General features: G+C 51.3%; 22 protein-coding genes. 13 read left to right on the forward strand and 9 right to left on the reverse strand.

The features are described 5' to 3' along the window. Nucleotides 1-68 precede the first annotated feature (68 nt). From F454_RS0102045 to rplM, 6 genes are all read right to left on the reverse strand, one after another. Nucleotides 69-1,166, reverse strand: a complete 1,098-nt coding sequence (locus tag F454_RS0102045) for an agmatine deiminase family protein (RefSeq protein ID WP_018968956.1) — start codon at nucleotides 1,164-1,166, stop codon at nucleotides 69-71. A 3-nt stretch (nucleotides 1,167-1,169) separates the two neighbouring features. Next, entirely contained in the window at nucleotides 1,170-2,027 is an 858-nt protein-coding gene (locus tag F454_RS0102050; RefSeq protein ID WP_018968957.1) for a carbon-nitrogen hydrolase, read from the reverse strand. Nucleotides 2,028-2,062: 35 nt separating this feature from the next. Then, a complete protein-coding gene (locus tag F454_RS0102055) occupies nucleotides 2,063-2,860 on the reverse strand; it encodes a TatD family hydrolase (RefSeq protein WP_018968958.1) in 798 nt (265 codons plus the stop codon). 53 nt (nucleotides 2,861-2,913) lie between these two features. Beyond that, nucleotides 2,914-3,180, reverse strand: a complete 267-nt coding sequence (locus F454_RS0102060; RefSeq protein ID WP_018968959.1) for a hypothetical protein — start codon at nucleotides 3,178-3,180, stop codon at nucleotides 2,914-2,916. Nucleotides 3,181-3,380: 200 nt separating this feature from the next. Beyond that, entirely contained in the window at nucleotides 3,381-3,776 is a 396-nt protein-coding gene (gene rpsI, locus F454_RS0102065; protein WP_018968960.1) for a 30S ribosomal protein S9, read from the reverse strand. Nucleotides 3,777-3,802: 26 nt separating this feature from the next. Further along, nucleotides 3,803-4,234 (reverse strand): 50S ribosomal protein L13, encoded by a 432-nt coding sequence (rplM, locus tag F454_RS0102070; RefSeq protein WP_018968961.1) that lies wholly within the window; start codon nucleotides 4,232-4,234, stop codon nucleotides 3,803-3,805. Nucleotides 4,235-4,430: 196 nt separating this feature from the next. Between rplM and F454_RS15465 the strand changes: the two genes are divergently transcribed. The 6 genes from F454_RS15465 to F454_RS0102100 all read left to right on the forward strand — a co-directional run bounded on the left by F454_RS15465 (nucleotide 4,431) and on the right by F454_RS0102100 (nucleotide 12,128). Continuing rightward, nucleotides 4,431-7,301 carry a GNAT family N-acetyltransferase gene (locus F454_RS15465; protein WP_018968962.1) on the forward strand — a complete coding sequence of 957 codons (2,871 nt, stop codon included), beginning with the start codon at nucleotides 4,431-4,433 and terminating at the stop codon, nucleotides 7,299-7,301. Continuing rightward, the gene (locus F454_RS0102080; RefSeq protein WP_240471531.1) at nucleotides 7,298-7,771 is read left to right on the forward strand and encodes a secondary thiamine-phosphate synthase enzyme YjbQ; all 474 of its coding nucleotides are present in this window, start codon (nucleotides 7,298-7,300) and stop codon (nucleotides 7,769-7,771) included. The genes F454_RS15465 and F454_RS0102080 overlap by 4 nt, the downstream gene beginning before the upstream one ends. A gap of 7 nt (nucleotides 7,772-7,778) precedes the next feature. Continuing rightward, complete coding sequence (locus F454_RS0102085) at nucleotides 7,779-8,543, forward strand: RluA family pseudouridine synthase (RefSeq protein WP_018968964.1); 765 nt, start codon at nucleotides 7,779-7,781, stop codon at nucleotides 8,541-8,543. Between the two features lie 159 nt (nucleotides 8,544-8,702). Beyond that, complete coding sequence (gnd, locus tag F454_RS0102090) at nucleotides 8,703-10,136, forward strand: decarboxylating NADP(+)-dependent phosphogluconate dehydrogenase (RefSeq protein WP_018968965.1); 1,434 nt, start codon at nucleotides 8,703-8,705, stop codon at nucleotides 10,134-10,136. Between the two features lie 235 nt (nucleotides 10,137-10,371). Next, nucleotides 10,372-11,319, forward strand: a complete 948-nt coding sequence (gene tilS, locus F454_RS13850; RefSeq protein WP_169334291.1) for a tRNA lysidine(34) synthetase TilS — start codon at nucleotides 10,372-10,374, stop codon at nucleotides 11,317-11,319. A gap of 98 nt (nucleotides 11,320-11,417) precedes the next feature. Then, nucleotides 11,418-12,128 carry a YebC/PmpR family DNA-binding transcriptional regulator gene (locus F454_RS0102100; RefSeq protein WP_018968967.1) on the forward strand — a complete coding sequence of 237 codons (711 nt, stop codon included), beginning with the start codon at nucleotides 11,418-11,420 and terminating at the stop codon, nucleotides 12,126-12,128. A gap of 260 nt (nucleotides 12,129-12,388) precedes the next feature. Here the strand turns inward: F454_RS0102100 and hemN are convergent, their stop codons facing one another. Further along, a complete protein-coding gene (gene hemN, locus F454_RS0102105) occupies nucleotides 12,389-13,738 on the reverse strand; it encodes an oxygen-independent coproporphyrinogen III oxidase (protein ID WP_018968968.1) in 1,350 nt (449 codons plus the stop codon). Between the two features lie 163 nt (nucleotides 13,739-13,901). Here hemN and F454_RS0102110 point away from each other — a divergent pair, with 163 nt between their 5' ends. Then, on the forward strand, nucleotides 13,902-14,453 hold the full coding sequence (locus tag F454_RS0102110; protein ID WP_169334292.1) for a DUF4136 domain-containing protein: 552 nt from the start codon (nucleotides 13,902-13,904) through the stop codon (nucleotides 14,451-14,453). A gap of 75 nt (nucleotides 14,454-14,528) precedes the next feature. Here F454_RS0102110 and F454_RS0102115 read toward each other — a convergent pair whose 3' ends face one another. Continuing rightward, nucleotides 14,529-16,004 (reverse strand): bifunctional ADP-dependent NAD(P)H-hydrate dehydratase/NAD(P)H-hydrate epimerase, encoded by a 1,476-nt coding sequence (locus F454_RS0102115; protein ID WP_018968970.1) that lies wholly within the window; start codon nucleotides 16,002-16,004, stop codon nucleotides 14,529-14,531. A 205-nt stretch (nucleotides 16,005-16,209) separates the two neighbouring features. On the opposite strand from F454_RS0102115, the gene F454_RS13855 reads away from it, so the two are divergent. From F454_RS13855 to F454_RS0102145, 6 genes are all read left to right on the forward strand, one after another. Continuing rightward, nucleotides 16,210-16,923 carry a spermine/spermidine synthase domain-containing protein gene (locus F454_RS13855; RefSeq protein ID WP_018968971.1) on the forward strand — a complete coding sequence of 238 codons (714 nt, stop codon included), beginning with the start codon at nucleotides 16,210-16,212 and terminating at the stop codon, nucleotides 16,921-16,923. Between the two features lie 247 nt (nucleotides 16,924-17,170). Then, the gene (locus tag F454_RS0102125; RefSeq protein ID WP_018968972.1) at nucleotides 17,171-18,685 is read left to right on the forward strand and encodes a sialate O-acetylesterase; all 1,515 of its coding nucleotides are present in this window, start codon (nucleotides 17,171-17,173) and stop codon (nucleotides 18,683-18,685) included. A gap of 120 nt (nucleotides 18,686-18,805) precedes the next feature. Continuing rightward, on the forward strand, nucleotides 18,806-19,867 hold the full coding sequence (locus tag F454_RS0102130) for an alkene reductase (RefSeq protein WP_018968973.1): 1,062 nt from the start codon (nucleotides 18,806-18,808) through the stop codon (nucleotides 19,865-19,867). A 91-nt stretch (nucleotides 19,868-19,958) separates the two neighbouring features. Continuing rightward, complete coding sequence (locus F454_RS0102135) at nucleotides 19,959-20,597, forward strand: signal peptidase II (RefSeq protein WP_018968974.1); 639 nt, start codon at nucleotides 19,959-19,961, stop codon at nucleotides 20,595-20,597. Between the two features lie 138 nt (nucleotides 20,598-20,735). Further along, nucleotides 20,736-22,583 carry a DNA topoisomerase IV subunit B gene (locus F454_RS0102140; RefSeq protein WP_018968975.1) on the forward strand — a complete coding sequence of 616 codons (1,848 nt, stop codon included), beginning with the start codon at nucleotides 20,736-20,738 and terminating at the stop codon, nucleotides 22,581-22,583. A gap of 392 nt (nucleotides 22,584-22,975) precedes the next feature. Then, a complete protein-coding gene (locus F454_RS0102145; protein WP_018968976.1) occupies nucleotides 22,976-23,464 on the forward strand; it encodes a hypothetical protein in 489 nt (162 codons plus the stop codon). Here the strand turns inward: F454_RS0102145 and F454_RS0102150 are convergent. Further along, complete coding sequence (locus F454_RS0102150) at nucleotides 23,461-23,943, reverse strand: hypothetical protein (protein ID WP_156817092.1); 483 nt, start codon at nucleotides 23,941-23,943, stop codon at nucleotides 23,461-23,463. The two genes, F454_RS0102145 and F454_RS0102150, sit on opposite strands and share 4 nt — an antisense overlap. Nucleotides 23,944-24,009 lie beyond the last annotated feature (66 nt).

The raw sequence follows: 24,009 nt of genomic DNA on the forward strand, positions 1-24,009 counted from the left end.
GGAGTGTGCCCAAGATTGTTGAAGCTGCCAAGTGGATTTTGTGCCCACCAGAGCGTGAGGCTAGATTGCTAGGTGACGGATGGTTGTTGTTGGCTGAGACAATGGATGGCGCCGCCTTCCCAAAGGATTTCACTGCAATCGATCCCGACGACTTCGCGGCTGGGGAAGAGCTCCCTGAGCATGCCGCACGCTCGATCGTCGTTGCGGCTTTGATCAAAGGTAGGCACGAGAACCAATTGGTTGAGAATGAGAAAATTGGCGTAGCTTGCAGGTAAGGTGTCGAGCCTCCACTGGTCGGCACGTAGGGGATCAGGCATGGGAAGTGGGATTGTTTCCACATTCGATCCACTGGCAGTTTTCAGGTCTTGGAGAAGCTCAAGGTTGGTTTGAAGCACTCGGTAATTCGGCGACTTTGGGTTGAGGTCTTCGATCGAGACAATCATGTCTTCGGCAACGAATCTGGTGAGGTCGTCGATGTGGCCATCGGTATCATCTCCCTCGATTCCAGATGGCAGCCAGAAGATGGAGCTTGCACCTAGGCAGCGCTGCAGTTCTTGCTCGATATCTTGTTTACTGAGCTCAGGGTTGCGGTTGGGGTTGAGAGCTACGGCTTCAGTCGTGAGAACGACGCCTGCGCCATTGCCTTCGATAGCACCACCTTCGAGAAAGATTGAAGAACGCGTGGTCTCAGCGCTGATAGCAGACGCCATCTTGGCGGCGACCTGGTCGTCTAGTTCCCATGGCGGAAACTTGCCACCCCATGCATTGAAATGCCAGTCGATGCCGTGGAGCTGCTTACTTGATTGGTCGACAACGAATGTGGCGCCATGATCGCGGCACCAGACATCATTGGACGGATGGTCATGTAGGGTGATGTGATCGAGCTCGGCATGGGCGATCTTGAGTGCTTCTAGGACTGCGGAGTGGTGTGGCGCGGCGACATTGATTGACACCGGCTGCGTGCGTGAGATGAGAGCGATAAAATCTGCGAATTGTTTTTGAATGCTGCTGAGCTTCTTGGCCGGCCAGGTATCGCTGCGGTGGGGCCAGGTGAACCAAACGGCGTCTTGGGGCTCCCACTCAGCGGGCCAGCGGAAGTCGCGTGGAGCGGCTTCAGCCGCTGGCTTCTGCGTGTGGCCCTCAATGTTGAGAAAATCGAGATTCATGGATCAATCGATGAAGCGTTGGGTAATGTCGCTGTATGAGTCAATACGGCGGTCGCGGAAGAAGGGCCAAATGCGGCGGTGTTCCTCGAGGGCTTGGAGGTCGAGTTCCGCGGTGAGGATTGTTTCATCACTGACGGGGGCCTCAGCGATGACTTGGCCGTAGTGGTTGGATACAAAGGATTGCCCCCAAAATTCGGAGTCTCCTTCGGTGCCAGTGCGATTGATCGCAACGACGTAGCAGGCATTGGCAACCGCGTGCCCGCATTGTACTGCGCGCCAGGCGTGGTGTTGGGCCTCGCCAAGTTCCTCTTTCTCCTCCGGAAGCCAGCCGATGGCGGTAGGGTAGATTAAAACCTCCGCGCCTAGCAGGGATGTCAGGCGTGCGGCCTCCGGGTACCATTGGTCCCAACAGATAAGCACGCCTAGCTTGCCGAATTGTGTGTCGAAGGCTTTGTAACCAAGGTCGCCTGGTGTGAAGTAGAATTTTTCCTCAAACCCAGGATCCTGAGGGATGTGCATCTTGCGGTAGTGCCCAAGGTAGGAACCATCGGCATCGCATACCCAAGCGGTGTTGTGATAGAGGCCAGTGGCGCGCTTCTCAAAGCCACTAGCCACGATGACCACGCTTAGCTCTGCGGCGAGCGCACAGTGCGCCTCGGTGATTGGCCCAGGAATTGGATCGGCGAGATCAAAGTTCTCGGTGTCTTGCGTGGTGCAAAAGTACTCAGTCGTGAAGAGCTCCTGGGTGCAGATGATTTGGGCACCCTTAGCTGCAGCTTCACGAATCGCAGCTTCGGTTTTGCTCAGGTTCTCAGCTGGAGTGGTATGAGCCGTCAGCTGCAGTAAAGCGATCTTGGGCATGTCCGTTGGAAAGAGGTGAGTGCCTTAGCGTAACACTATATTTTGAAGTTCGGGCATTGCTCGAGGAATCTCTTTGGATTCTCATAGACGATGCGCTCGATTGTTTGCTTGTCATACTTGCGCTTGCCCATTTCGAGGGCGGTCTTGGCAACAGCGAGCGGGTCGGAGATGCCCCAGTCACAGGCTGAGTTCATCCAGATGTTTTCCATGCCGTAGTTTTCTAGGATATCGATAGCGCGTGCTGGGGTGCACTTCGATTCTGGGTACAGGGTCATGCCAGCCCAGAATCCTTCATCGAGGACGAGGCCTGCGGTGTGCTCTTCCACGTGGTCAATGACGACGCGGCTTGGGTCGACATTGGCATTTTTCAGCGCATCAATGATGAGCTTCGTGCCCTTCAGCTTGTCTTCCAGGTGAGGGGTGTGGATGAGAATTGGTTGATCGTACCTTTTTGCGATGTCGACGTGTTCTTCGAAGATGGCGAGTTCATTTTTGGTGTTCTTATTGAGACCAATTTCGCCGATACCGAGTACGCTGGGTTTGTCGATGAATTCAGGAATGAGGCTCAATACTTCACGAGCGAAGCCTGCATCTTCTGATTCTTTTGGGTTGATACAGAGCCAACAAAAGTGGGCGATACCGAATTTGGCGGCGCGTGCGGGCTCGTACTCGGTGAGCTGGCTGAAGTAATCGTAGAAGCCATCGACGGAGGCGCGGTCGTAGCCAGCCCAGAAGGCTGGCTCGCAGATCGCTTCGCAGCCGGCCATCGCCATCTTTTGGTAGTCGTCGGTGGTACGGCTCACCATGTGGCCGTGTGGTTCGATGTATTTCATTGAGAAAGGATGAATCGTAGTGGTGAATGAATGCGCTGGGCTTGGAGTGCCGCCTAGTCTCTAGGTGCGCCAAATGCTCCTTGGATGGTGGCCGCAGGGATGGGTGTTTCGCTGTGGTCAGAGAGGGCGAGGAGGACCGCTTCGGCTCGGCGTTTGTCGCCAGGATTGAGCATCGCTTCGAGAGCTCGGTGCAAGGCTGGCTCGCGGAAGTCTGATTCCCCGTCGTGGCGATCTAGGCGGTCGAGGTATGCTGCTATTTCTATCAAGTCACGGCGGGCTGCCATGAAGTAAAGGTCCAGGATTTCTTGCTTGGTTGGCATAAAGATAAAGGTAGTCTAAATCTACGATTTGGCACGGAAAAATTTATACGATTGATTCGAGGGGGAGGAGCTTTTTGGTATTACCTTTGCGGCAGACGAAGGGTCTCGCGTGAGTCGTATCGGGAGATAAAAAAAGCCCACTCGCATGGAGCGAGTGAGCTTTTTTGTAAGTGATTCGTAGTGAATCCTGTTCTGGCGGATTAACGCTTGGAGAACTGGAAACGCTTACGTGCACCTGGCTGACCAGCTTTCTTACGCTCTTTCATACGTGGGTCACGACGAAGGAGGAGAGCAGCTTTGAGCGCTGGGCGAAGTTCTGGGTCGTGCTGGATAAGTGCACGAGCGATAGCGAGGCGCATTGCGCCAACCTGACCGTTGAGACCACCGCCGTTTGTTGCGATGCGTACGTCAAACTTGTTCATGAGGTTTGCTACCTGGAACGGTGCAAGCACTGCGTTCTGGAGAGTGATGGTTGGAAGGTAGTCTTCGAAAGCACGCTTGTTGACAGTGATTTCGCCAGTACCTTCTACGATCCATGCGTGTGCAATTGCGTTTTTACGACGGCCAGTTGCGGAGAATGTTTTTGATTCGCTCATAATAGGAAAGTGATAAAATTGAACAATTAAGCAACTTCGAATGCTTCAGGATTCTGTGCTTCGTGTGCGTGTTCTGCGCCTGCGTATACGTGGAGTTTCTTGTAGATTGCGCTACCGAGCTTGTTGTGTGGGATCATGCCCTTCACTGCGCGCTCGACGAGGAGTTCTGGATGACGCTCACGAACCTTCTTTGGGTTCTCAATTTTCTGGTTACCAACGTAGCCAGTGTAAGCTGTGTAGATCTTCTGCACTTCCTTGTTGCCAGTAAGGCGAACTTTTTCAGCGTTGATGATGATGACGTTGTCACCTGTGTCAACGTGAGGAGTGAAGATTGGCTTGTGCTTGCCGCGCAAGAGAACTGCGGCTTCACGAGCAACTTGGCCGAGTACCTTATCGGCAGCGTCGATCACATACCATTTGCGCTCAACGTCCTGAGCTTTGGCGGAGAATGTTTTCATCTTATATATTTTTTCCTGGTTGTCCTTATGTCGAAGCTCAACCGAATTGGTCGGAGTGAGTCTCGGGGAAGGGGCGGGCAACGTAGGAGCCGCTCTGCCTGATGTCAATCGAAATCTCTGCGGCTCGTGTTGAATATTCACATTTTATTGTTTTTGCTGTGTCTGAGTGACTTGGCTGTGTTAGGTGATGACTTGTATGAATGAAGTGCCGTGGAGAGAGATCGTTCCGAATGGTGGTCGTGTGTTTGTGGGTGGTGGTGCGATGGTGCCCTTTGCCTTGATGCAGAGTTTGCTCGAGCAACGTGAGTATTTTCAGGATGTGGAATTTATCCACATCCACACGCTGGGTGAGCTGCCGTGGCTTGACAAACAATACGATGGGCACTTCCGAACCAATAGTTTCTTTCTCTCACGAACGATGAGTGAGGCGGTGAACCAAGGTAGGGCAGACTACACTCCATGTCCTACTTTTGAGGTGCCAAACTTATTTCGCCAAGGGGTACTTGCTTTGGATGTGGCGTTGATTCAGGTGAGTCCGCCTGATGCTGATGGTTATGTTTCTACTGGCCTCAGTGCCGACGTGATCTTTGCGGCTGTTCATTCTGCGACAGTTGTGGTGGCTCAAATTAATCGTAAGGTACCACTGACCTTTGGAGACACCCGTCTTGCCGTCTCGGATATTGATCACTTTATCGAGCAAGACGCGGAGCTGCCGCAGACTGAACCGTGGGCGTACTTGCCTCATCATGAAAAGATCGGTCGCTATGCTGCGCAGCTTATTGATGATGGGTCGACGATCCAGGTGAGTATGGGGAATAGTCCTCAGGCGGTGCTGCGTGCATTGGATGGTCATGAAAATCTGGGGATTCATACTGGTTGCTTTACCGATACGATGATGGAGCTGGTGAAGAATGGTGTGGTTGACAATTCTAACAAGGCTTACCAACGTGGCATTAGTGTGGCTAGTCATTGTCTGGGCTCGCAGGAGCTTTATGATTTCATGCATAACAACCATGCGATTGAGCTACATAAAAGCGAGTGGGCGAATGACCCTCACCGCATTGGCAAGCACAAGCAGATGGTATCGATTAATGGTGCGCGCGAAATTGATCTGACTGGCCAGGTTGTGCGCGATTCGCGTGGGCATCATTTCTACGGTGGGATTGGTGCGACTCAGGACTTCATTCGAGGTGCTGCGATGAGTGAAGGTGGGCGCCCGATCATTGCGTTGAGTTCATTGGATTCAAGCGGCAGGAGCCGCATTGTCACGGGCTTAGCCTCTGGCAGTGGTGTCTGTAGTTCGCGTGGGGATGTGCATTATGTGGTCACGGAATATGGGATTGCGAATTTGGTGGGGCAGACGATCCGCCAGCGCGTGCTTCGATTAGTCGAAATCGCGCATCCAGATGTGCGTGAGTCTCTCCTAGAGGGAGCAAGGATGCAGGGATGGATTCCGGAGATTTATGGATTCAATCCACGAGGGATCCATGATTCTGGTTCTGCTGAAATTGATAGCGGGCGCGTTAAGTTTTCCGGGATTACCTACACGATGCGTGCGATGCATCCGAGTGATGTGCGTACCTTGCAGCAATTTTTCTATGCTCAAGATGAGGAAACGATTCGTCTGCGTTATGGGCATGCGATGCCGAACCTGGATGAAGGTGCGGCATACCGAATGGCGTCGGTGGATCAATCTAGTGATCTCGCGATCGGGGTATTTTACAGAGATGGGCATCGCGAGGTCTTGCGTGCGGTTGGTCGATTCTATTTGGATCAATCAGGGGAGTCCGCCGAGGTCGCTTTTCTGGTGCATGAGAAGGCGCGCCGTCTTGGTATGGCGAATCTTTTATTATCTGAGATTGCGAAAATTGCGAAAAAACGTGGGGTGAAAACCTTCTGGGCCTCGGTGCAGAAGCGCAATGAAGCGATGATCCAGCTATTCATGAACCGTGGGGCTGAGCGTGAGCGCCAGTTTGGTGAAGATAGTGATGAGTTCTTCATGGAGGTCGACCAGTTGGTTGTGCAGGCCGAGCAATGGGAAAAAAAGCAAGAGGCGAAACGCCAGGCGAGTCGAGAAGGTGCAGGGAAGGATCACCATGTCGATGCCCCTGAAGTTCAGAGTGGCCGCAGTGTTCAAAACGCTTCAGTTGCCTTGTGGTATTCTACCGAGCCACTCCGGCATGATACTGGTGATGGTCACCCAGAGTCTGTGGAGCGCTACCAAGCGATATTGGATTTGATCGAAAAGAAGTATGCTGATTGGCCAGCCATTGATGATCGTTTTGCTACTGTTTCTGAGATCACCATGGTGCATTCGCCACACTACCACGATATGGTGCGTATGGATGTGGATAATTTTGCTGAACAACTACGTACTGGTGACACGGCAATCTGCGAGCACTCGTATGATGCTGCAGTGCTATCTACTGGCGGGGTGCTCAATGCCGTCGATGAAGTGATGGCAGGGGAGGTGAACAAGGTGTTCTGCGCCACACGCCCTCCAGGGCACCATGCATCTGAAGACTTGGGCATGGGGTTCTGTGTGTTTAACCATGTGGCTGTGGCTGCTCGTTATGCCCAACAACGATATGGCCTGACGCGTGTGGCAATCCTAGATTGGGATGTGCATGCTGGGAATGGCACCCAATCCATCTTTTATGAAGACCCGAGTGTCTTGTTCTTTTCAAGCCATCAACATGGTTTGTTTCATGCCTTTGGCAGCAAGGAAGAACGTGGTGCCGGGGAAGGCGAGGGTACGACCATTAATGTGCCATTACCGGAAAAGGCTGGCGATCGAGAATTACTGGCAGCCTGGGGGGAGCCACTGGCCGCTGCATTGGATGAATTTCAGCCCGATATGATCATTCTCTCTGCTGGATTTGACGCTGTGGATGGTGATCCTTTAGCTGATTTATGTGTCACTCCTGAGGGCTTTGGCCAACTCACCAAGATCGTGGTGGCTTATGCTGAGAAGTTCTGTGACGGTCGTCTGATTTCCGTGCTCGAGGGTGGCTATGATCCGCTGCTTTTAGCCGATTGTGTCGAGGCTCATCTGGATGCGATGTGATTTTGAGCTTTGGCGTTGCCATGCTGGTAGCTCAGTTTCATAGTCTGGGCATGGCAGTCTTCATGAAGGAACTTGAATTTGACTCACGCAGCAAGGGTACCTACGAGATTACCGAGAATGTGGCTGCGGTGGTGCGAGAATCAGGAATACAGAGCGGCACGGTTAGCGTGTTTAACAAGCATACGAGCTCAAGTCTCGTGCTGATGGAGAATGCGGACCCGAGCGCGCGTCGTGACTTGGAAATGTACTTCGACAAGTTGGTGCCAGAAGACACACCGTATTTTATTCACACCTACGAGGGGCCAGACGACATGCCATCGCATATTCGTATGGCGCTGACACGCAGCAGCGAGACGATTCCCGTCTTTGCCAATCAAATGATGTTGGGCACCTGGCAGGGCATCTTTGTATTCGAGCACCGTAGGGCTCCGCATCGCCGCCGCATTGTGGTGACTGTGATGGGAGAGTGAAAATAGTATGATCGGGGGAGGTGACAGAGACTGTAACTTTGCGGTAGTCGATGAATCAGATGATTGGATTGTGGTCGATAAGGCTGCTCCTTTGATTGTGCATCCGACGAATAATAAGCGAGAAGCCACCTTGCTCTGTGGTCTTCAAGAATTGCTTGTTTACGAACTAGCTAATGGAGCGGCGCTATCCTTGATGAACCGGCTTGACCGCGAGACTAGCGGCTTGGTCTTGGTGGCTAAGAACAAGTCAGCGGCTCGCCAATTTGGGCGAGCGATGGAGCGCCGACAGATTCACAAAGAGTACGAAGCTCTCGTGTTTGGTTGGCCCGAATGGGATGATTTTACTGTGGAGGAACCAATCCTACGCAAAGGGGAAGTCATGGAGTCACCTATCTGGCTGAAGCAATCGGTGCATCCAGCGGGTAAGGCATGCCGTACCGAGTTTCAGGTATTCGAGCGACGAATCGTGCATGGCGAGAAGGTATCTTGGCTGCATGTGCTGCCGCATACTGGTAGAATGCATCAGATCCGTGTGCATGCTGAATATGCTGGCTTTCCGTTGATTGGTGATAAAATTTACGGCCCAGATGAGCACCATTATTTAGAGCATATTGAGCGGGGATGGACTGAGGAAATGCAGCGCGCATTGTACCTGAAGAGGCATGCTCTTCACGCCAGTCACCTGCACGTTCGTACGGATGATCTCGAGCTTCGCTGGTCTTGTCCGATGGCAGATGATCTGAAGCGCTGGTTCCAGAGCGGAATTTATTAGCTAAAATTGAATGAATGCATCCGACGAATCTGAAAAAACTAGTAGAAATGCGAAAGATCTGATCAGTTAAGCACAAAAATGGCGCAAGTTCCTGTTGCCATGCACTTTGAAGTGGTCTAAACGCCGGAAGTAACTTTTCACTGAAAAAAGGTAAAAAATATGAGCAAGAGTGATTTCGGCCTAATTGGCCTAGCCGTAATGGGCCAGAACTTGGTTCTCAATGTAGAGAGCCGTGGTTTCCAAGTTTCCGTGTACAACCGTACGACTTCTGTAACTGACGAATTTATCGCAGCAAACCCAGGCAAGCAGCTTGTGGGGGCACACACACTAGAAGACTTTGTCGAGAGCCTCGCGTCTCCTCGTAAGATTCAGATTATGGTGAAGGCTGGTGGCCCAGTCGACGCAGTGATCGATTCTCTGGTGCCACTTCTCGACGAAGGTGACATCATCATCGACGGTGGTAACACTCTCTACACAGATACTGAGCGCCGTGAAAAAGCTCTCTCTGAGAAAGGGTTCCGTTTCATTGGAGCTGGTGTTTCAGGTGGTGAAGAAGGAGCCCTCAAAGGCCCATCCATCATGCCTGGTGGTCCAACATCCACTTGGGATGTGATGAAGCCAATCTTCGAGTCCATCTCCGCCAAGGTAGATGGTACTCCATGTGTCACTCACATCGGCGAAGGCGGCGCAGGTCACTTCGTAAAGATGGTGCACAATGGCATCGAATACGGTGACATGCAGCTCATTTGTGAAGCATACAACATTTTCAAAGCAGCTGGCTTCTCCAACGAAGAGCTCGCTGAGATTTTTGCTGACTGGAATGCAGGCGACCTCGAGTCATACCTCATCGAAATCACGGCAAACATCTTCAAACAAAAGGACCAAGAGACTGGCAAAGACATCGTCGACCTCATCGTCGACAAAGCTGGCCAAAAAGGTACTGGTCGCTGGACCGTGATGGGCTCAGTTGAACAAGCAGTTCCATTCTCAACCATCGCTGGCTCCGTAGAAGCACGTATCCTTTCTTCCATGCGTGACCAACGTAAGGTGGCTTCTGGCATCCTTCAGGGTCCAGACAACTGGAACTTCGAGCTCAAAGGCATGAGCAAGGAGGAGCTTGTTTCTAAAGTGCGCAACGCACTCTACGCATCCAAGATCGTATCCTACGCACAGGGTCTCGACCTCATCGCTAAGGTGGGTCGTGAAAAGAACTGGGGTCTCGACCTTGGCGCAATCGCACGCATCTGGCGTGGTGGTTGTATCATCCGTGCTCAGTTCCTCAACCGCATCACTGAAGCGTACGAAGAGAGCCCAGACCTCACCAACCTCATGCTTGCCCCATTCTTCACCGAAATCCTCAACAAGGGTCAGCAGGACTGGCGCGAGGTGGTGGGTCTCGCTGCTGTGAACGGCATCCCAGTACCATCCTTCGGTGGTTCACTTTCCTACTTCGATGCCTACCGTGCAGAGCGCGTTCCTGCGAACCTTCTGCAGGCGCAACGTGACTTCTTCGGTGCTCATACCTACGAGCGTATCGACAAGCCAGAAGGCGAGTTCTTCCACACCGAAGACTGGCCAGAGCTCATCGACTAAACGAGTCGAATCAGTTCACTGATTTTTAAATGACGCAACTCGACTGGTTCGAGTTGCGTTTTTTTTGTGTGAAGCCGCTGGAGTAGCGGTGATGGAGCAGCTCTTGTTTAGTTTTCAGATCTCACAGCCTTCGCTTGGGATGGCTCAATGATGTCGAGCCAGAGTGAGTCGCATTGATACTTTGGAGTATGCAGGAGAGTGGATTTACGTTACTCCCATTGGTGTGACAATGGATATGGAAGTATCATTTGAGGAGTTTGATCTGGCGGCTACGTGGCTTGTAGGAGTTTCTGGCGGTAGAGACTCGATGTGTCTTCTTGAGTTGATGTTCCAAGCTGGCTTTCAGAAGCTGATCGTGGTCCATGTGAACCATGGCTTGCGTGGTGCTGAGGCTGACGAGGATGCATCGTGTGTGCAACAACGCGCCTCTGAGCTAGGGCTACCATGCGAGCTTGTGCATGCCGATGTGCGCAGCACGATGCTGAACCAGCATTGGGGGTTAGAAAAGGCAGCCAGAGAAGTAAGGCATCTTGCGTTTGCTGAGTTATTCTCCCGACACCAAGCGAATGGAGTATTCTTGGCGCACCACGCCGATGACCAGATAGAAACAGCCTTGTTCAATTTGCTGCGCGGTTCACATGGACTCAAAGCCATGCAGTCTGAATCCCGTATCTTGACTGCTCGCGGAGCTCTAAAGATCCATCGCCCTATGCTGAAGGTGCGCCGTTGGCAAATCACACAATTCATGCAGCAACGGGGACTAGCGTTTAGAGAAGATGCTAGTAATGCTGAGCCGATCACGGCGCGTAACAGGTTGCGCAATGAAGCGCTTCCTCTGCTCGAGTCGATCATGGGGAGGGAGGTGGTCCCCGCTCTGATCGCCGCTGTTGAGGCGCAGGAGAGAATGGATCTCGCGCTGGAGGAACTAACGCCATCATTGGATGAGCTTCTTGACCCTCAGGAGAGGATCCACTTGCCCAGTTTTGTGAGACTTCCACTGGCTTCACAAAGTGCGTTACTGCACGCCTACTTGAAAAAGTACTCCGTGCCCGATATTGGAAGAGCTACCATTGACGCCTGCATGGCGCTGTTGGAACCTGGCGGGAGTGCCAAGTGTAATCTCCCCGGTGGTGCTTGGATGCGCCGCAGGGAACAACGGTTGTTTATTGAGTTTCCTCGATAATCTCGCTGCCTCGCGTTTTCTACACTTGAATAATAGTGGGGAACCAGCCAGCAATAGCTCAGAGACAATTCATCCACTTACAATATTGATTTAGTACCATGGGACGCGCATTTGAATACCGTAGAGCATCGAAGGAAAAACGCTGGGACAAAATGTCCAAGCTCTTTCCAAAGTTAGGCAAGGCCATCACCGTTGCAGCAAAAGAAGGTGGCGAAGATCCGGAGGTGAATACCAAACTCCGCGCCGCCATAGCCACGGCGAAGGCTGAGAATATGCCAAAGGACAACATCGACAAAGCGATTGCGCGAGCGACTGCTAAGGATGCTGTTTCCTACACCGAAGTGAATTACGAAGGTAAGGGGCCACATGGCGTGCTCATTTGGGTGGAATGTGCCACTGATAACAATACACGCACCTTCACCAACGTGCGGACCATTTTCAATAAGTCAGGTGGTAGTTTGATGCCATCTGGCGGGCTCGAATTCATGTTCACTCGTAAGGCTGTAGTGAAATTCAAAAAGCCTGAGGGCCAAGAGCTCGAGGAGGTCGAATTGGAACTGATTGATCACGGGCTTGAAGAATTGGAAGACTTGGGTGAAGAAGCTGTGGCGTACGGCGAGTTTACGAGCTTTGGTTCGCTCTCAAAAGGGGTCGAAGAACTCGGGCTAGAGATCACCAAGGCCGCACCCGAGCGTATTGCCAATAATAGTAATGAATTCACAGAAGAGCAGCTCGAAGAAATCGAGGCCTTTCTCGATAAGTTGGAAGATGACGACGATGTACAGAACGTCTTCACCAACATTGCGTGATTCCCACATCGTTGACATGGTTCAGCGATAGATCTCTCTAAAAAAAGCTCAGAACCTAGATGGTTCTGAGCATTTTTGTTTGCCTGAGTGGGGAGGGCACCGAGGCGCTTGGGAGGTTGTTTGGGAGGAGTGATTGGTAGCTTGAGTAGACAGTTTCAGCCCGTGTCGTTGGGAGGAAAATGATGCACTGGTCTAGCTTGGTCCGAGCAGGGGCTGATTCTATCAACTTGCTACTACCAACCAAAATGGGTGATGTTTGTTCAGACAGTCTTTGAGTGTCGCGCCTTGGATTGAGCCAAGTGGGCATCGAAGATCATCGCGATGTTTCGAATAAAAAGTGACCCTTGTGGGGTGACTTTGAGGTAATCAGAGTTCAGCTCGACGAGCTCGTCTGCTATGAAGCTTTTTAGCTGATTGAGTTCTGAGGCGAAGTAGTCTTTGAAAGGGATGCCGAGCTCTTTGGAGAGTGTTTGGAAATGGAGCGTGTGATCGCACATGAGGCGCATGATCGTGAGCCTGCGCATGCGGTCGTCTTGGTTGAGCACGTATCCTTTGTCGAGCGGCAGCTTACCATCGTTGAGCATACTTTCGTAGGTGTTGAGGTCTTTGACATTTTGTCTATACGTATTGTTGGTTTGTGAGATTGATGAGATGCCGAAACCACAGATTTCCACATCATGGAAGGTTGAGTAACCTTGAAAGTTGCGCTGCATCGTCTTATTGCGTTGCGCCACAGCGAGCGGGTCACTGACCTTTGCGAAGTGGTCCATACCGATGTATTGGTAGCCTCGAGAGGTGAGCTCACGGATGATGACTCCGAGCATTTTTATTTTTTCTTCACCACTAGGAAGTCCATGGCGCTCAAGAATCTTCTGAGCGGGAGCAATCCAGGGAACGTGCGCGTATGAGAAGACTGCCAGACGGTCGGGGTCGTAGCTGAGCACTTGGTTGAGTGTTTCATGGATCGAGTCTGGCGTCTGATAGGGTAGGCCATAGATTAGATCAATGTTGAGCGAGCACATACCAGCTTCCTTTGCCCAGCGAATGGCGTCACGATTCTGCTCATCACTTTGCACACGGTTGACGGCCTTTTGGGTCTTTTCTTGGATGTCTTGCACACCAAATGAAACGCGATTGACGCCGAGTCGGGCAAAGGCTTTGATGTGGTCCTGAGTGAGTCTACGTGGATCTAGCTCAGCGCTGATCTCAGCATCCTCTGCGAAGTGGAAGCGAGAATGAATGGCCCTAGCCAGGGTGTCGATCTGCTCGGGGGTGAAATGGTTTGGGGTGCCGCCTCCAAAATGCAGTTGCTGTACTGGGCGTTGTTGACCCAGGTGTGGGAGCATCAAATCCATTTCTTGTTCAAGCAATTCGATGTACTGCTCTGCCGGCGCTGTCTTGCTGGTGATCATTTTGGTGCATCCGCAGAACCAGCACAGAGAGGCGCAAAAAGGGAGGTGGAAATACAGTGAAAGTGGTGATTTCCCCATGTCTGCGACCAAGGCTTCGGCCGCGACATTCTCGGTGAATTGCGGTGCCGTAGGGTACGAGGTGTAGCGTGGCCCAGGCTGGTTGTACTTTTCGACCAGCTTTAAATCAGGGGTGATCATATATTCAGAATACGCTTAGTAATTGCCGATTTCTGTGCAGATGCTGACCTCGTGCGGATAAAATATGCGTGGCTGGCACATTTCATGCGAGGCAACTCAGTTCTCTTTGATCCAGCGTAGAAATCTTCTTGTTTTCAAGGGTACGCTGGTTAGAGTGTTAGCCATGACTAAATTACGTCTCTTGCTCGCAGGTCTCTGTGCGTTTGCTATGGCATCGTGCTCGAACTCCATCGACATGCCGAAGGGTAGTAGTAGCGGCTACAGCTCAGCGCGCATCGTCAAGCGTGCGCCTAACAGCCAACCGATCACGGATCCTGTCGAAAAGAAAGTGCACCGTTTGATTCATAGCAATATTCAGAATCAATTCACCTCACGTGGCATGGGCTTCAATTCTTCCAATTCGGATCTCGTGGTTGCCTACATGGTGATCTACCAAGACAGCTCGACCACCACCTCATATGATGAATACTTTGGATACCACCGCGATAGCACCGAGATTCTCGACCGCGCGCATGAAATTGGCGTCATCAAGGAGAAGAATCCAGACTACTTTGAGCGTGCTGGTCTACTTGTAGACATCATCGACTCCAAGACAAACAAGCTCGTTTACCGCAACATTGGTGTGGTGGATGTGGTTAATAGCCCAACTGAAAAAGAAAGAGCAAATCGTGTTTCCACAGCTGTGAATGAGGCGATTTCACCATTCTTCAAGTAAGCATTCAGCGTTTTCAAACTCTCTTTACGAACTCACCGCGCCACAGTGCACGGTGAGTTTTTTAGTATTTAGGCTTTAGTCTCTAGCGGGCAGGGATTGTAGAGCTTCTGGGAGGAATTCGATCACTGAGCTTGCTGTCAGTGTCTCGGTTGATTCCTGACTGAGGGCGAGCTGAGCCGCTTCGCCGGCGAGCCAGACTGCAAGTTTGCTAGATTCTAGAGAGGTGTATCCTTGGGCGCAGAGGCCAGCAATGAGGCCAGAGAGCACATCACCTTGTCCGGCCGAAGCCATAGCTGGGGTGCCAGTGCTATTGATCCATTGTGGGGAATCGGCTGAGCAAACGATCGTGCGGGACCCTTTATAGACAAGTGTGGCGGGTGATTCTGATTGAACCAAGCGAGCTTTGTCCTCGCGGCTGCCGGAGTGGGGGAAGAGACGCTGGAATTCGCCTGGGTGTGGGGTGATGATGGATAGATGATTGAGCACCTCGTGTCGCTGTTCTGATGCAATGAGGTTGAGTGCGTCTGCATCGATCACTGTGGGAACATTACTTTGTTCGATGACCTGAAGCAGGCGCTCGGCCAGTGAGGGGACTGGAGTGCCGATGCCAGGCCCGATGATGAGCGAGTCGAATTCCATGTCGAGCATGATGCGGGGGTCGATGGCCGGCTGCACCATGACTTCTAAAGGTACCATGGTGGCGAGTACTGGATAGAGCGTGGGGGGAATGAATACCGTGATCAAGCCAGCTCCGGACTTGAGGCATGCAGTAGCTGCTAGCGCAGCGGCTCCCAGCATCCCTTCAGAGCCAGCCCAGATTCCGACTCTGCCAGACATGCCTTTGTGCTGGCCATACGGACGTCGCATGCGAGTCAGTGACGCTGGGCATATGAGTTGAGGAGCATCCGCTACATCGCCGATGAGTTGTTGGGCAGCTGAGGCACATAGATCAAGGGCTGTGAGTGGGACGTGGCTGATAGCGCCGACCTTGTCGGTGTGCTGCGAATCTAGGGTGAAGTCTTTGGGCAGGCCTATCTGAATGCAATGGTCAGAGATCACGGGGGAAGCATCTTGAGATAGACCACTGGGGACGTCTAGGCTGACCGTGACGGCTCCGCTCAGGGCACGCGTTTTGTTGATTTCTTGAACTAGCGTTATTAGGGGAGCTCGAAGTTCTCCCTGAGTACCAGTACCTAGCATGGCGTCTATAAGTATGCTCTGGTGATGGGCTGAAGTTTGCTCCTTGAGCGCTGGTTTGCCCAGTTCGGTGTATGCCATTTTGGGGAGTTCTCCCCAAGAATCTAGTGGATAAGCGGCGCGTAATTCGATTTGCCAACCAGCTTCTTTGAGGTGCTTGAGAGCTACCAATGCGTCACCAGCATTGTTGCCTTTGCCTAGGTAGGCGATCACGTGATGCGCGTGAGGGTAGTAATGCAGGATGGTTTCTGCAATGCCGCGGCCGGCTTCGAGCATCAATGACCATGGAGAATGCCCCTGGTCAAAGGCGAGTTGTTCGATGGAGCGCATGGTGCTGGAGCTGACGGCGATCATACTGACCCTATAGCAAGTAGCAGGCGATTGATCTACTCTTAGATAGCACTTGCTAGTATTTATTTCTTTGAAGGAGTGCACGACGGCAGAGAATAGCAATGGTGCTGCGATGCCTGAGCGATCAAGCCATACCTGCGAGGTGAATTCATTGTTTCCCTAGCTTTGCATTTTCAATAAGTCGTGCTATGGGTGGGGCAGATTCGACATGAAGCATTACATCAAACTCGCTGAAACCACGACACCTGAAGGAGAACCACTTGAACTATATCAACATGATAACGAGTTCTTCATTAGTTCGCATGGTGAACGTTTGATGACGAGTATTGCCTACGGTTCCGAAGAGGAACTTGCGCGCATGGCGTGCCAGCCACTACGTCCAGCAAGGCAACCACGCGTTTTGATCGGGGGGCTAGGCATGTGTTACACCTTGTCTGCTGCGGTTGAGACTCTACCTCAGCTAGGAGCTGAATTTGTAGTTGCCGAGCTGACGCAAGGAATTGTTGATTGGAATAAAACCTACCTCAAAGACCTGCATCCAGGCTTGTTGAGTGATCCACGTATTCAAATTAAAGTCTCACCGGTGCAGAAGCTTATCGCTCAGGCAAGTCAGGAATATTCAGCAATCATGCTAGATGTGGATAATGGTCCGAGTGCCTTCCATGGCGAAGAGAACGAGAGTCTTTATACTATGGAAGGGTTATTGGCTGCCAAGGCGGCTCTGAAGGATGGAGGTATCCTTGCTGTTTGGTCGGCCTATCCAGATAAAAAATTTACCAAGCTTCTGCGTAAAGCTCAGTTCGATGTATCAGAAGTCGAGGTCCCTGCATCCCATCGTGGTCGCAAGCGCAGGATGCACACGATTTGGCTCGCCCGGAATGGCGATTATGTTTCTCAGAATGAAACGAAGCGAAAGCGCTAGCGCGCGGAGCACGCGTAGTCCCACTTATATAGGGGTCACACGTGTGTCTGCATGGTGAATATTACATGAGTTTTCGTTAAAAATACAGTTTTTCTGTGCACTAGGTAAGAATTGTATAGTAGTCGATGTATATTTGTTAGCGGCTGCTTTTTACCTGTGTGTCATGGGTAGATGAGCAGCTAAATCAAGTGTTGATCAAGGTCTCACCCGGAGCCTCTATGCTTGCTTAAAACCACAACAACTCTATATGAAACACAACTACATTGTATCGGCTCTGCTAGGCTTGACAGCTATTTCACATGCAGAAGTAACCCTCCCACAAGTGATCAACAGCAAGATGGTGCTCCAGCGCGGTGTGCCGGCACCTATCTGGGGGTGGGCGGATCAGGGAGAGAAGGTCACAGTCCAATTTGCAGGCCAGACCAAGACCACCTTACCTGACGCCAATGGTAAGTGGATGGTCAAACTGGACCCACTCACCGCCTCATCAGAGTCCCGCGTGATGACGATCAGCGGTAAGAATGAACACAAGCTCGAAGATGTGCTTGTCGGAGAGGTTTGGCTCGCCTCTGGCCAATCAAACATGGAGTGGACTTTTTCTCAAATTGTGGAAGCCGAGCGCACATTGGCGGTCAGCCACAAGGACAACAACCTTGTGCGTGCATTCCACGTCAACCAACACGTGCAGTCAGGTGTGCCACTTGATGACACCGTAGGCATGTGGAAGAATTGCAACGACATGGTGGGTGCTTCGCTGCACAGCGTGTCGGCGGTAGGTTTCTTTTTTGCGGTTGAGCTACAGAAGCAGCTCGACGTACCAGTGGCTATTCTTGATTCGAACTGGGGTGGTCAGCGCATTGATCTCTTCATTTCCAAGGAAGGCTATGAATCAGTAGGTTTGCCATATCGCGCTCACGCTGACAACGGCGACAAGAAGGTTGTCGCTAGACGCCTAAACGCCATGGCTCATGAGTTGCAACAGGCTGCTAAGTCTGCGGATAAAGGAATCACTCGCCCAGTGGCGCTCAACAATGTCTATGGCTGGGCCAATAATGGCATCTACAATGCCATGATTGCACCGCTTGCACCGTATGCGCTGAAGGGCGCCATCTGGTACCAAGGGGAGTCGAACCGCAGTGATGGCCAGTACTTTGAGAAGGTGAAGGCTCTCTCGAATGGTTGGTCCAAGGCGTTTAACGTGAAAGATATTCCGCTCTATCAAGTTCAGATCGCACCATACGACTACACTCGCGGAGCAAACCCGAAGGACAGCACACTCTGTAACACCATTTGGAGTGCTCAGTACCGCGCGGCAAAAGAGATTCCAGGCGTGGGTGTGGTGGCGATTCACGACACCAACATCAACATTCAGGACATTCACCCAGCACACAAGTTGCCAGTCGCTCAGCGTTTAGCTGCACAAGCTCTCAAGAACGAATATGGTAAAGATGTGGTCACCACAGGTCCATCTGTAGCTTCTGCTCAGCGCACAGGTGACAAGGTGGTGGTATCCTTCACTGATATTGGTCAAGGATTGACTACGAACGATGGCGAGGCTCCGTCATGGTTTGAAATTTCTGCGGATGGAACAAACTTCGTGACTGCAGATGCGGCTCTCAAAGGCAACACGGTAGAGCTTAAGAGCTCGCAGGTGAAGAACCCACAGTTTGTGCGCATGGGGTGGGTAGAAACTGCCATTCCAAACCTCACGGATAAAAATGGCTGGCCTGTTTTCAGCTTTGCTCCGATTAAGGTGCAGTAGGCTGGTTCAATACTCTCAGATTATTAGCGACTGGGCTCTGGCTCAGTCGCTAATTTTTTTTTAGAGAAAATGCAGCTTGCTAGGTTGACCCATAGGGGACTGAGGCTATGTTAGGAGATTATGAGTACATCCCCACTTCTATCGCCTGTCTCTTTTGGTGCCATTGAGCTTTCGAACCGCATGGTTATGGCGCCACTCACACGCTGTCGGGCGAGTGAAGGCAGGGTCCCCAACAAGATGATGGCTGAGTACTATTCTCAGAGAGCCTCCGCTGGATTGATTGTATCTGAGGCCACCTCGGTAGATCCCATGGGCGTGGGGTATCCGAACACTCCGGGTATCTGGTCTGCGGAGCAAGTCGAAGGGTGGAAGCTGGTGACGGATGCAGTCCGTGCGGCTGGCGGAAAAATAGTCCTGCAGTTGTGGCATGTGGGACGCGTTTCGGATCCCGTCTACCTTGGTGGTGAGCTACCTGTTGCTCCGAGTGCGATTGCCCCTGAGGGTCACGTTAGCTTAATCCGACCGATGAAAGAATTTGTGACACCCAGAGCGCTCGGGCTGGAGGAAATTTCAGGTGTTATCGAAGCATTCCGACATGGCGCAGAAAACGCGAAAAAGGCGGGCTTTGATGGAGTTGAAATCCATGGTGCGAATGGCTACCTTTTGGACCAATTCCTGCAAGATAGCACCAACAAGAGAGAGGATGCCTATGGCGGATCGGTCGAGAATCGAGCCCGTTTGATGCTTGAAGTAGTCGATGCTGTGGTTTCTGTTTGGGGAGCTGATCGCGTGGGTCTTCATCTGGCACCGCGTGGCGACGCGCATGATATGGGTGACTCGGATCTAAAAACCACATTCACCTACCTAGCTAGTGAGGTCGGTAAGCGCGGCTTGGCATTTTTGTTTGCTCGCGAAGGGCTCGGCGATCCTTATCTAGGGCCTCTGCTAAAAAAAGCATTTGGAGGGAACTTTGTGGCCAATCAGCAGCTTAGCTTTGATGAGGCGATTGGGATCCTTCAACGGGGTGAGGCTGACGCCTGTGCTTGGGGGCAACAGTTCATTGCCAATCCTGATCTGGTGATGCGCCATGCACAAGGGGCCGAACTCAATGAACCTCACCCAGAGACATTCTATGGCGATGGCCCCGTGGGCTACACAGACTATCCCGCATTGGATAGATGAAGTGGTAAACCCTCCAGTGGGGGCTACTTAAATTTGCTAGAAGCATGACTGTTTCCTTTACCTTTTGGGATTCCTGTGCAGCGTGAATGGCATGCAGAAATTGTTACCCTTGTTGTTGAAGGTTTCACTTCCCTTGGTGGTCATTGACCAGATTACCAAGTGGCTTGTGGTGCTCAATTTCAAGCAACCGTATCTGCCGCACAAGGAGTACCCGTACCTCGAACCGATTGGTGAATTTCAGGGGAAATATTGGTTGGCATCAAACCACGTGGATCAGATTCCTGTGATTGAGGGCTTCTTCAATATTGTAAGAGTACACAATCAAGGTGTGGCATTCGGCATGGGCAATGGCTCGAGCTGGGCACCAGTAGTCTTTCTCATCGTTCCCTTTGTGGCGCTTTTCGTGGTGCGCATGCTATGGAAGAATGGGGTCTTTGTCGGCATCGCCAAGTGGTCCGCCCCTTTGTTGGTGGCTGGGGTGCTGGGCAACCTAATTGACCGATTACTACAAGGCTTCTTTCTCAAAGGCTACGAATCTTATAGTTTCTGGGGACGCCTTAGCGAAGGCTACGTGGTCGACTTTATCGATGTGACGATTCCCTTCATCAACTACCGTTGGCCGTCGTTTAACGTGGCGGATAGCTGCATTTGTATTGCTGCCAGCTTGCTCTTTATCTCAGCCTTTCGCACCGAGCTGGATGATCGCAAAGTGAGGCGTGAGAGTGCATAGCTGGAAGCGTGAGCTTGGTTTCAGCTGACCTCGTAGATCGTTTGCTTATCTGGATTGGGCTGCTGCGCTTTCTTCTAGCTTGCCAGCCTGAATGGTTTCTACCATGTTAAAGACATCTCGAAGAAAAGGTAAGAATTCATGGCAAGTTATACAGAAGACGACATCAAGAGCTTAGACTGGAAAGAGCACATCCGCCTCAGACCGGGGATGTACATCGGCAAGCTAGCAGATGGTTCGAACCCTGAGGATGGTATCTACATCCTGCTCAAAGAAGTCATGGACAACTCGATTGATGAGTTCGTCATGGGCCATGGCAACGAGATTCATGTGAATATCGATGATGAGGGGCGCGTTGAAGTCCGTGACTACGGCCGCGGTATCCCGCTTGGCAAGCTCATGGACTGCGCAGCCAAGATCAACACAGGCGCTAAATACGATTCAGAAGCCTTCAAGAAATCTGTAGGCCTCAACGGTGTCGGCATCAAGGCGGTGAACGCACTGTCGATATTCTTCGAAATCCAAGCGTGGCGCGACGGTGAAACCAAGGCGATTGAATTTAGCCGTGGCGAGGTGGTTGAAGAAATGCAAAAAACAGCAAAGGATGAGGCTCCGAATGGTACCCGTATTTGCTTCGACATCGACCGCGAGATTTTCCCTAAGAAGACGAGATACCGTGAGCAGTACGTTGAGAAAATGTGCCGCTACTATGCCTACCTCAACCCCGGGCTCTGCGTCGTCTACAATGGCAAAAAGTTCAAGTCTAAGAATGGGATCTTGGACCTCCTGCGCGAGGAAATGGATGAAGAAGCGCTGTATGAACCAGTCATGCTCAGCGGTAAGGATCTCGATATTTGCTTCACCCACACACCGAGTAGTTCGGAGGATTATTACACCTTCGTCAATGGCCAACACACCACCCAAGGGGGGACGCATCTAGCCGCCTTCCGAGAGGCAGTGGTGAAGGTACTGAGAGACTTCTTTAAAAAGCAGTACGATCCATCGGATATCCGCGCAGGCATCGCAGTCGCGGTTTCGATCCGTGTCGAAGAGCCGGTCTTTGAATCCCAAACTAAGACCAAGCTAGGTTCCACCACTGTCTCACCAGATGGTGAGACGGTTCGTACCTTTGTGCTCAACTTCCTCAAAGAACACCTAGACAACCACCTGCACAAACACTCCGCCGTAGCCGAGGCTATACAGAAGCGCATCCTTCTCTCGGAGAAAGAACGCAAGGAACTCTCCGGGGTGAAGAAGCTCGCTCGTGAGCGCGCCCGCAAGGCCAAGGTGCACAATAAAAAATTGCGGGATTGCCGCGCGCATCTCGACACCAAACACGCTCGCCGCGATGAAACCACGGTATTCCTCACCGAGGGTGACTCAGCCTCTGGTTCGATCACCAAGTGCCGCGATGTGGAAACGCAGGCGGTGTTCTCACTGCGCGGTAAGCCGCTCAATTCCTTCGGCCTCACCAAGAAGATCGTCTACGAAAACGAGGAATTCAACCTCCTCCAACACGCTTTGAATATTGAAGACGGTCTCGAGGGCCTGCGCTACCAGAAAATCGTCATCGCTACCGATGCCGATGTCGATGGGATGCACATCCGCCTCCTCTTACTGACCTTCTTCCTACAGTTCTTTCCTGAGGTTGTGCGCGAAGGCCACGTCTTTATCTTGCAGACGCCACTCTTCCGGGTGCGCAACAAGAAACACACATTCTATTGTTACGACGAGCAAGAACGCGAAGAAGCGATGCAAAAGTGTGGTAAAGCCGCCGAAATTACTCGATTCAAGGGGCTTGGTGAGATCTCACCAGACGAGTTCGCCTTCATGATCGGTGACGACATGCGCCTCGACCCCGTCACCATGGAAGAAGGTAAGAGCCTCAAAGAAATGCTCAACTTCTACATGGGCAAGAACACTCCAGACCGCCAACTCTACATCATCGACAACCTCCGTGAGGAAGTTGTTAGGGAAGAGATTGCTTAATTAATATCTATCTGGTAGTGGTTTCTCAATGAGAAATTTATGCCTGATCGTATATTCATTAGTTAATCTAACGCTAGTTGGTCCACTTTGGTCGAACTCTCTTTCCTTAGAGGCTATCGATCATGTAATTACATTGGATCAGTCTGATGACATTTCGGTTCACTATGTGGAAAATGAGCATGGCTACTCAGATGTATACTGCGTTTTTAGTGATAAAGTCTACGTGTGCCGTGTTAATTCAGACGGACAATTATTAAGTAGAGAATTATATGCAGCTTGTTTCGATCCTAATGATGAACTTGTAAGCTTACAATATCTATTTTGTAAATGGTGATGGCGATTTAGAAGAAGAGCCATTTGATATACTGTCCAGTTTTAGATCTCCCAACTCAGTGGGCGATATTGATGGCGATTACGATACTGACTTTATCTACTCTCAAAACGGTTTCACCTTTGTGGCTCGGAACCAACTCGTTGATAGTTCGAAAGATGAAGTGAAGCATGCGCTGGAGAATGGTTTGCATGCGGAAGAAGCGGCTCCTGAAGCAGATCCCGATGGCGATGGTCTCAATAATCTAGAAGAATATTTATTTGGTGGCAGCTTGGTACGTGGTGACTCGCGCGCTGATCTTTTGCCCACCTTATCCATTGATCGCACAGGAAAAACATTCAGCTTAGACGCTGCATTGCGTGACTCGATTGCCGATCGCTTTTGTGTGGAAGTGAGTGATGATCTCACGAATTGGCAAAAGGTCGACTGGAGCTCGGAGCCACTGACACCTATTGATAGTGATTTTAGTGCACTTGAAGTTGATGTGGATCCATCAGAGATCTTTCAAAGTAATGGTAAAGCTTTCATTCGATGGTGTATCGAGGATTAAGGTTTGTTAGTTTTTAGAACCTTATTGTGACTTAGGGTATCGAGTACCTCATTCCTGAGCCTCTCTAGCTTGTCTAGATAGTGATTGTGTGTCTTGATTAGTTCGGCGATGTGAGCTGCTGTGTTTGCTAACTTACCTTGGATCTCAGATTTTTTTGTGGCTTCGCGCTGGATCTCTGCGCTTTGGATGGCGTGGGCGAGCTCGGCGTCACTCTTCTTCCTGTCGACATCGATAATCGATTGTTCGAGCTCCTGGACTATCGATTTCCATTGTTCGATTTGCTTCTCTGGAGCAACCCTTGTGGGTAGATCGTCGAGAATCTGCAGCATCCGAATGCGTGCTGTGGTGTGAGCGCATCCGAGCCGCTTGGATCGTATCGCATTGGAGCAGTATTGGAATCTCTTAAAACCCTCACCGGATAATGAACAGGGGAGGGGATCGATGCCGTTGTTAGAACGCTGCACCTTCTCATGTTTCATTTCACAGCGGGTGATGTCAAAGGCTCTGAGTTGTGAGTCTAACTCTGCGAAATACTCAGATGCTGT

The sequence above is a fragment of the Rubritalea marina DSM 17716 genome (assembly GCF_000378105.1).
In the GTDB taxonomy this organism is placed as follows: Bacteria; Verrucomicrobiota; Verrucomicrobiia; order Verrucomicrobiales; family Akkermansiaceae; genus Rubritalea; species Rubritalea marina.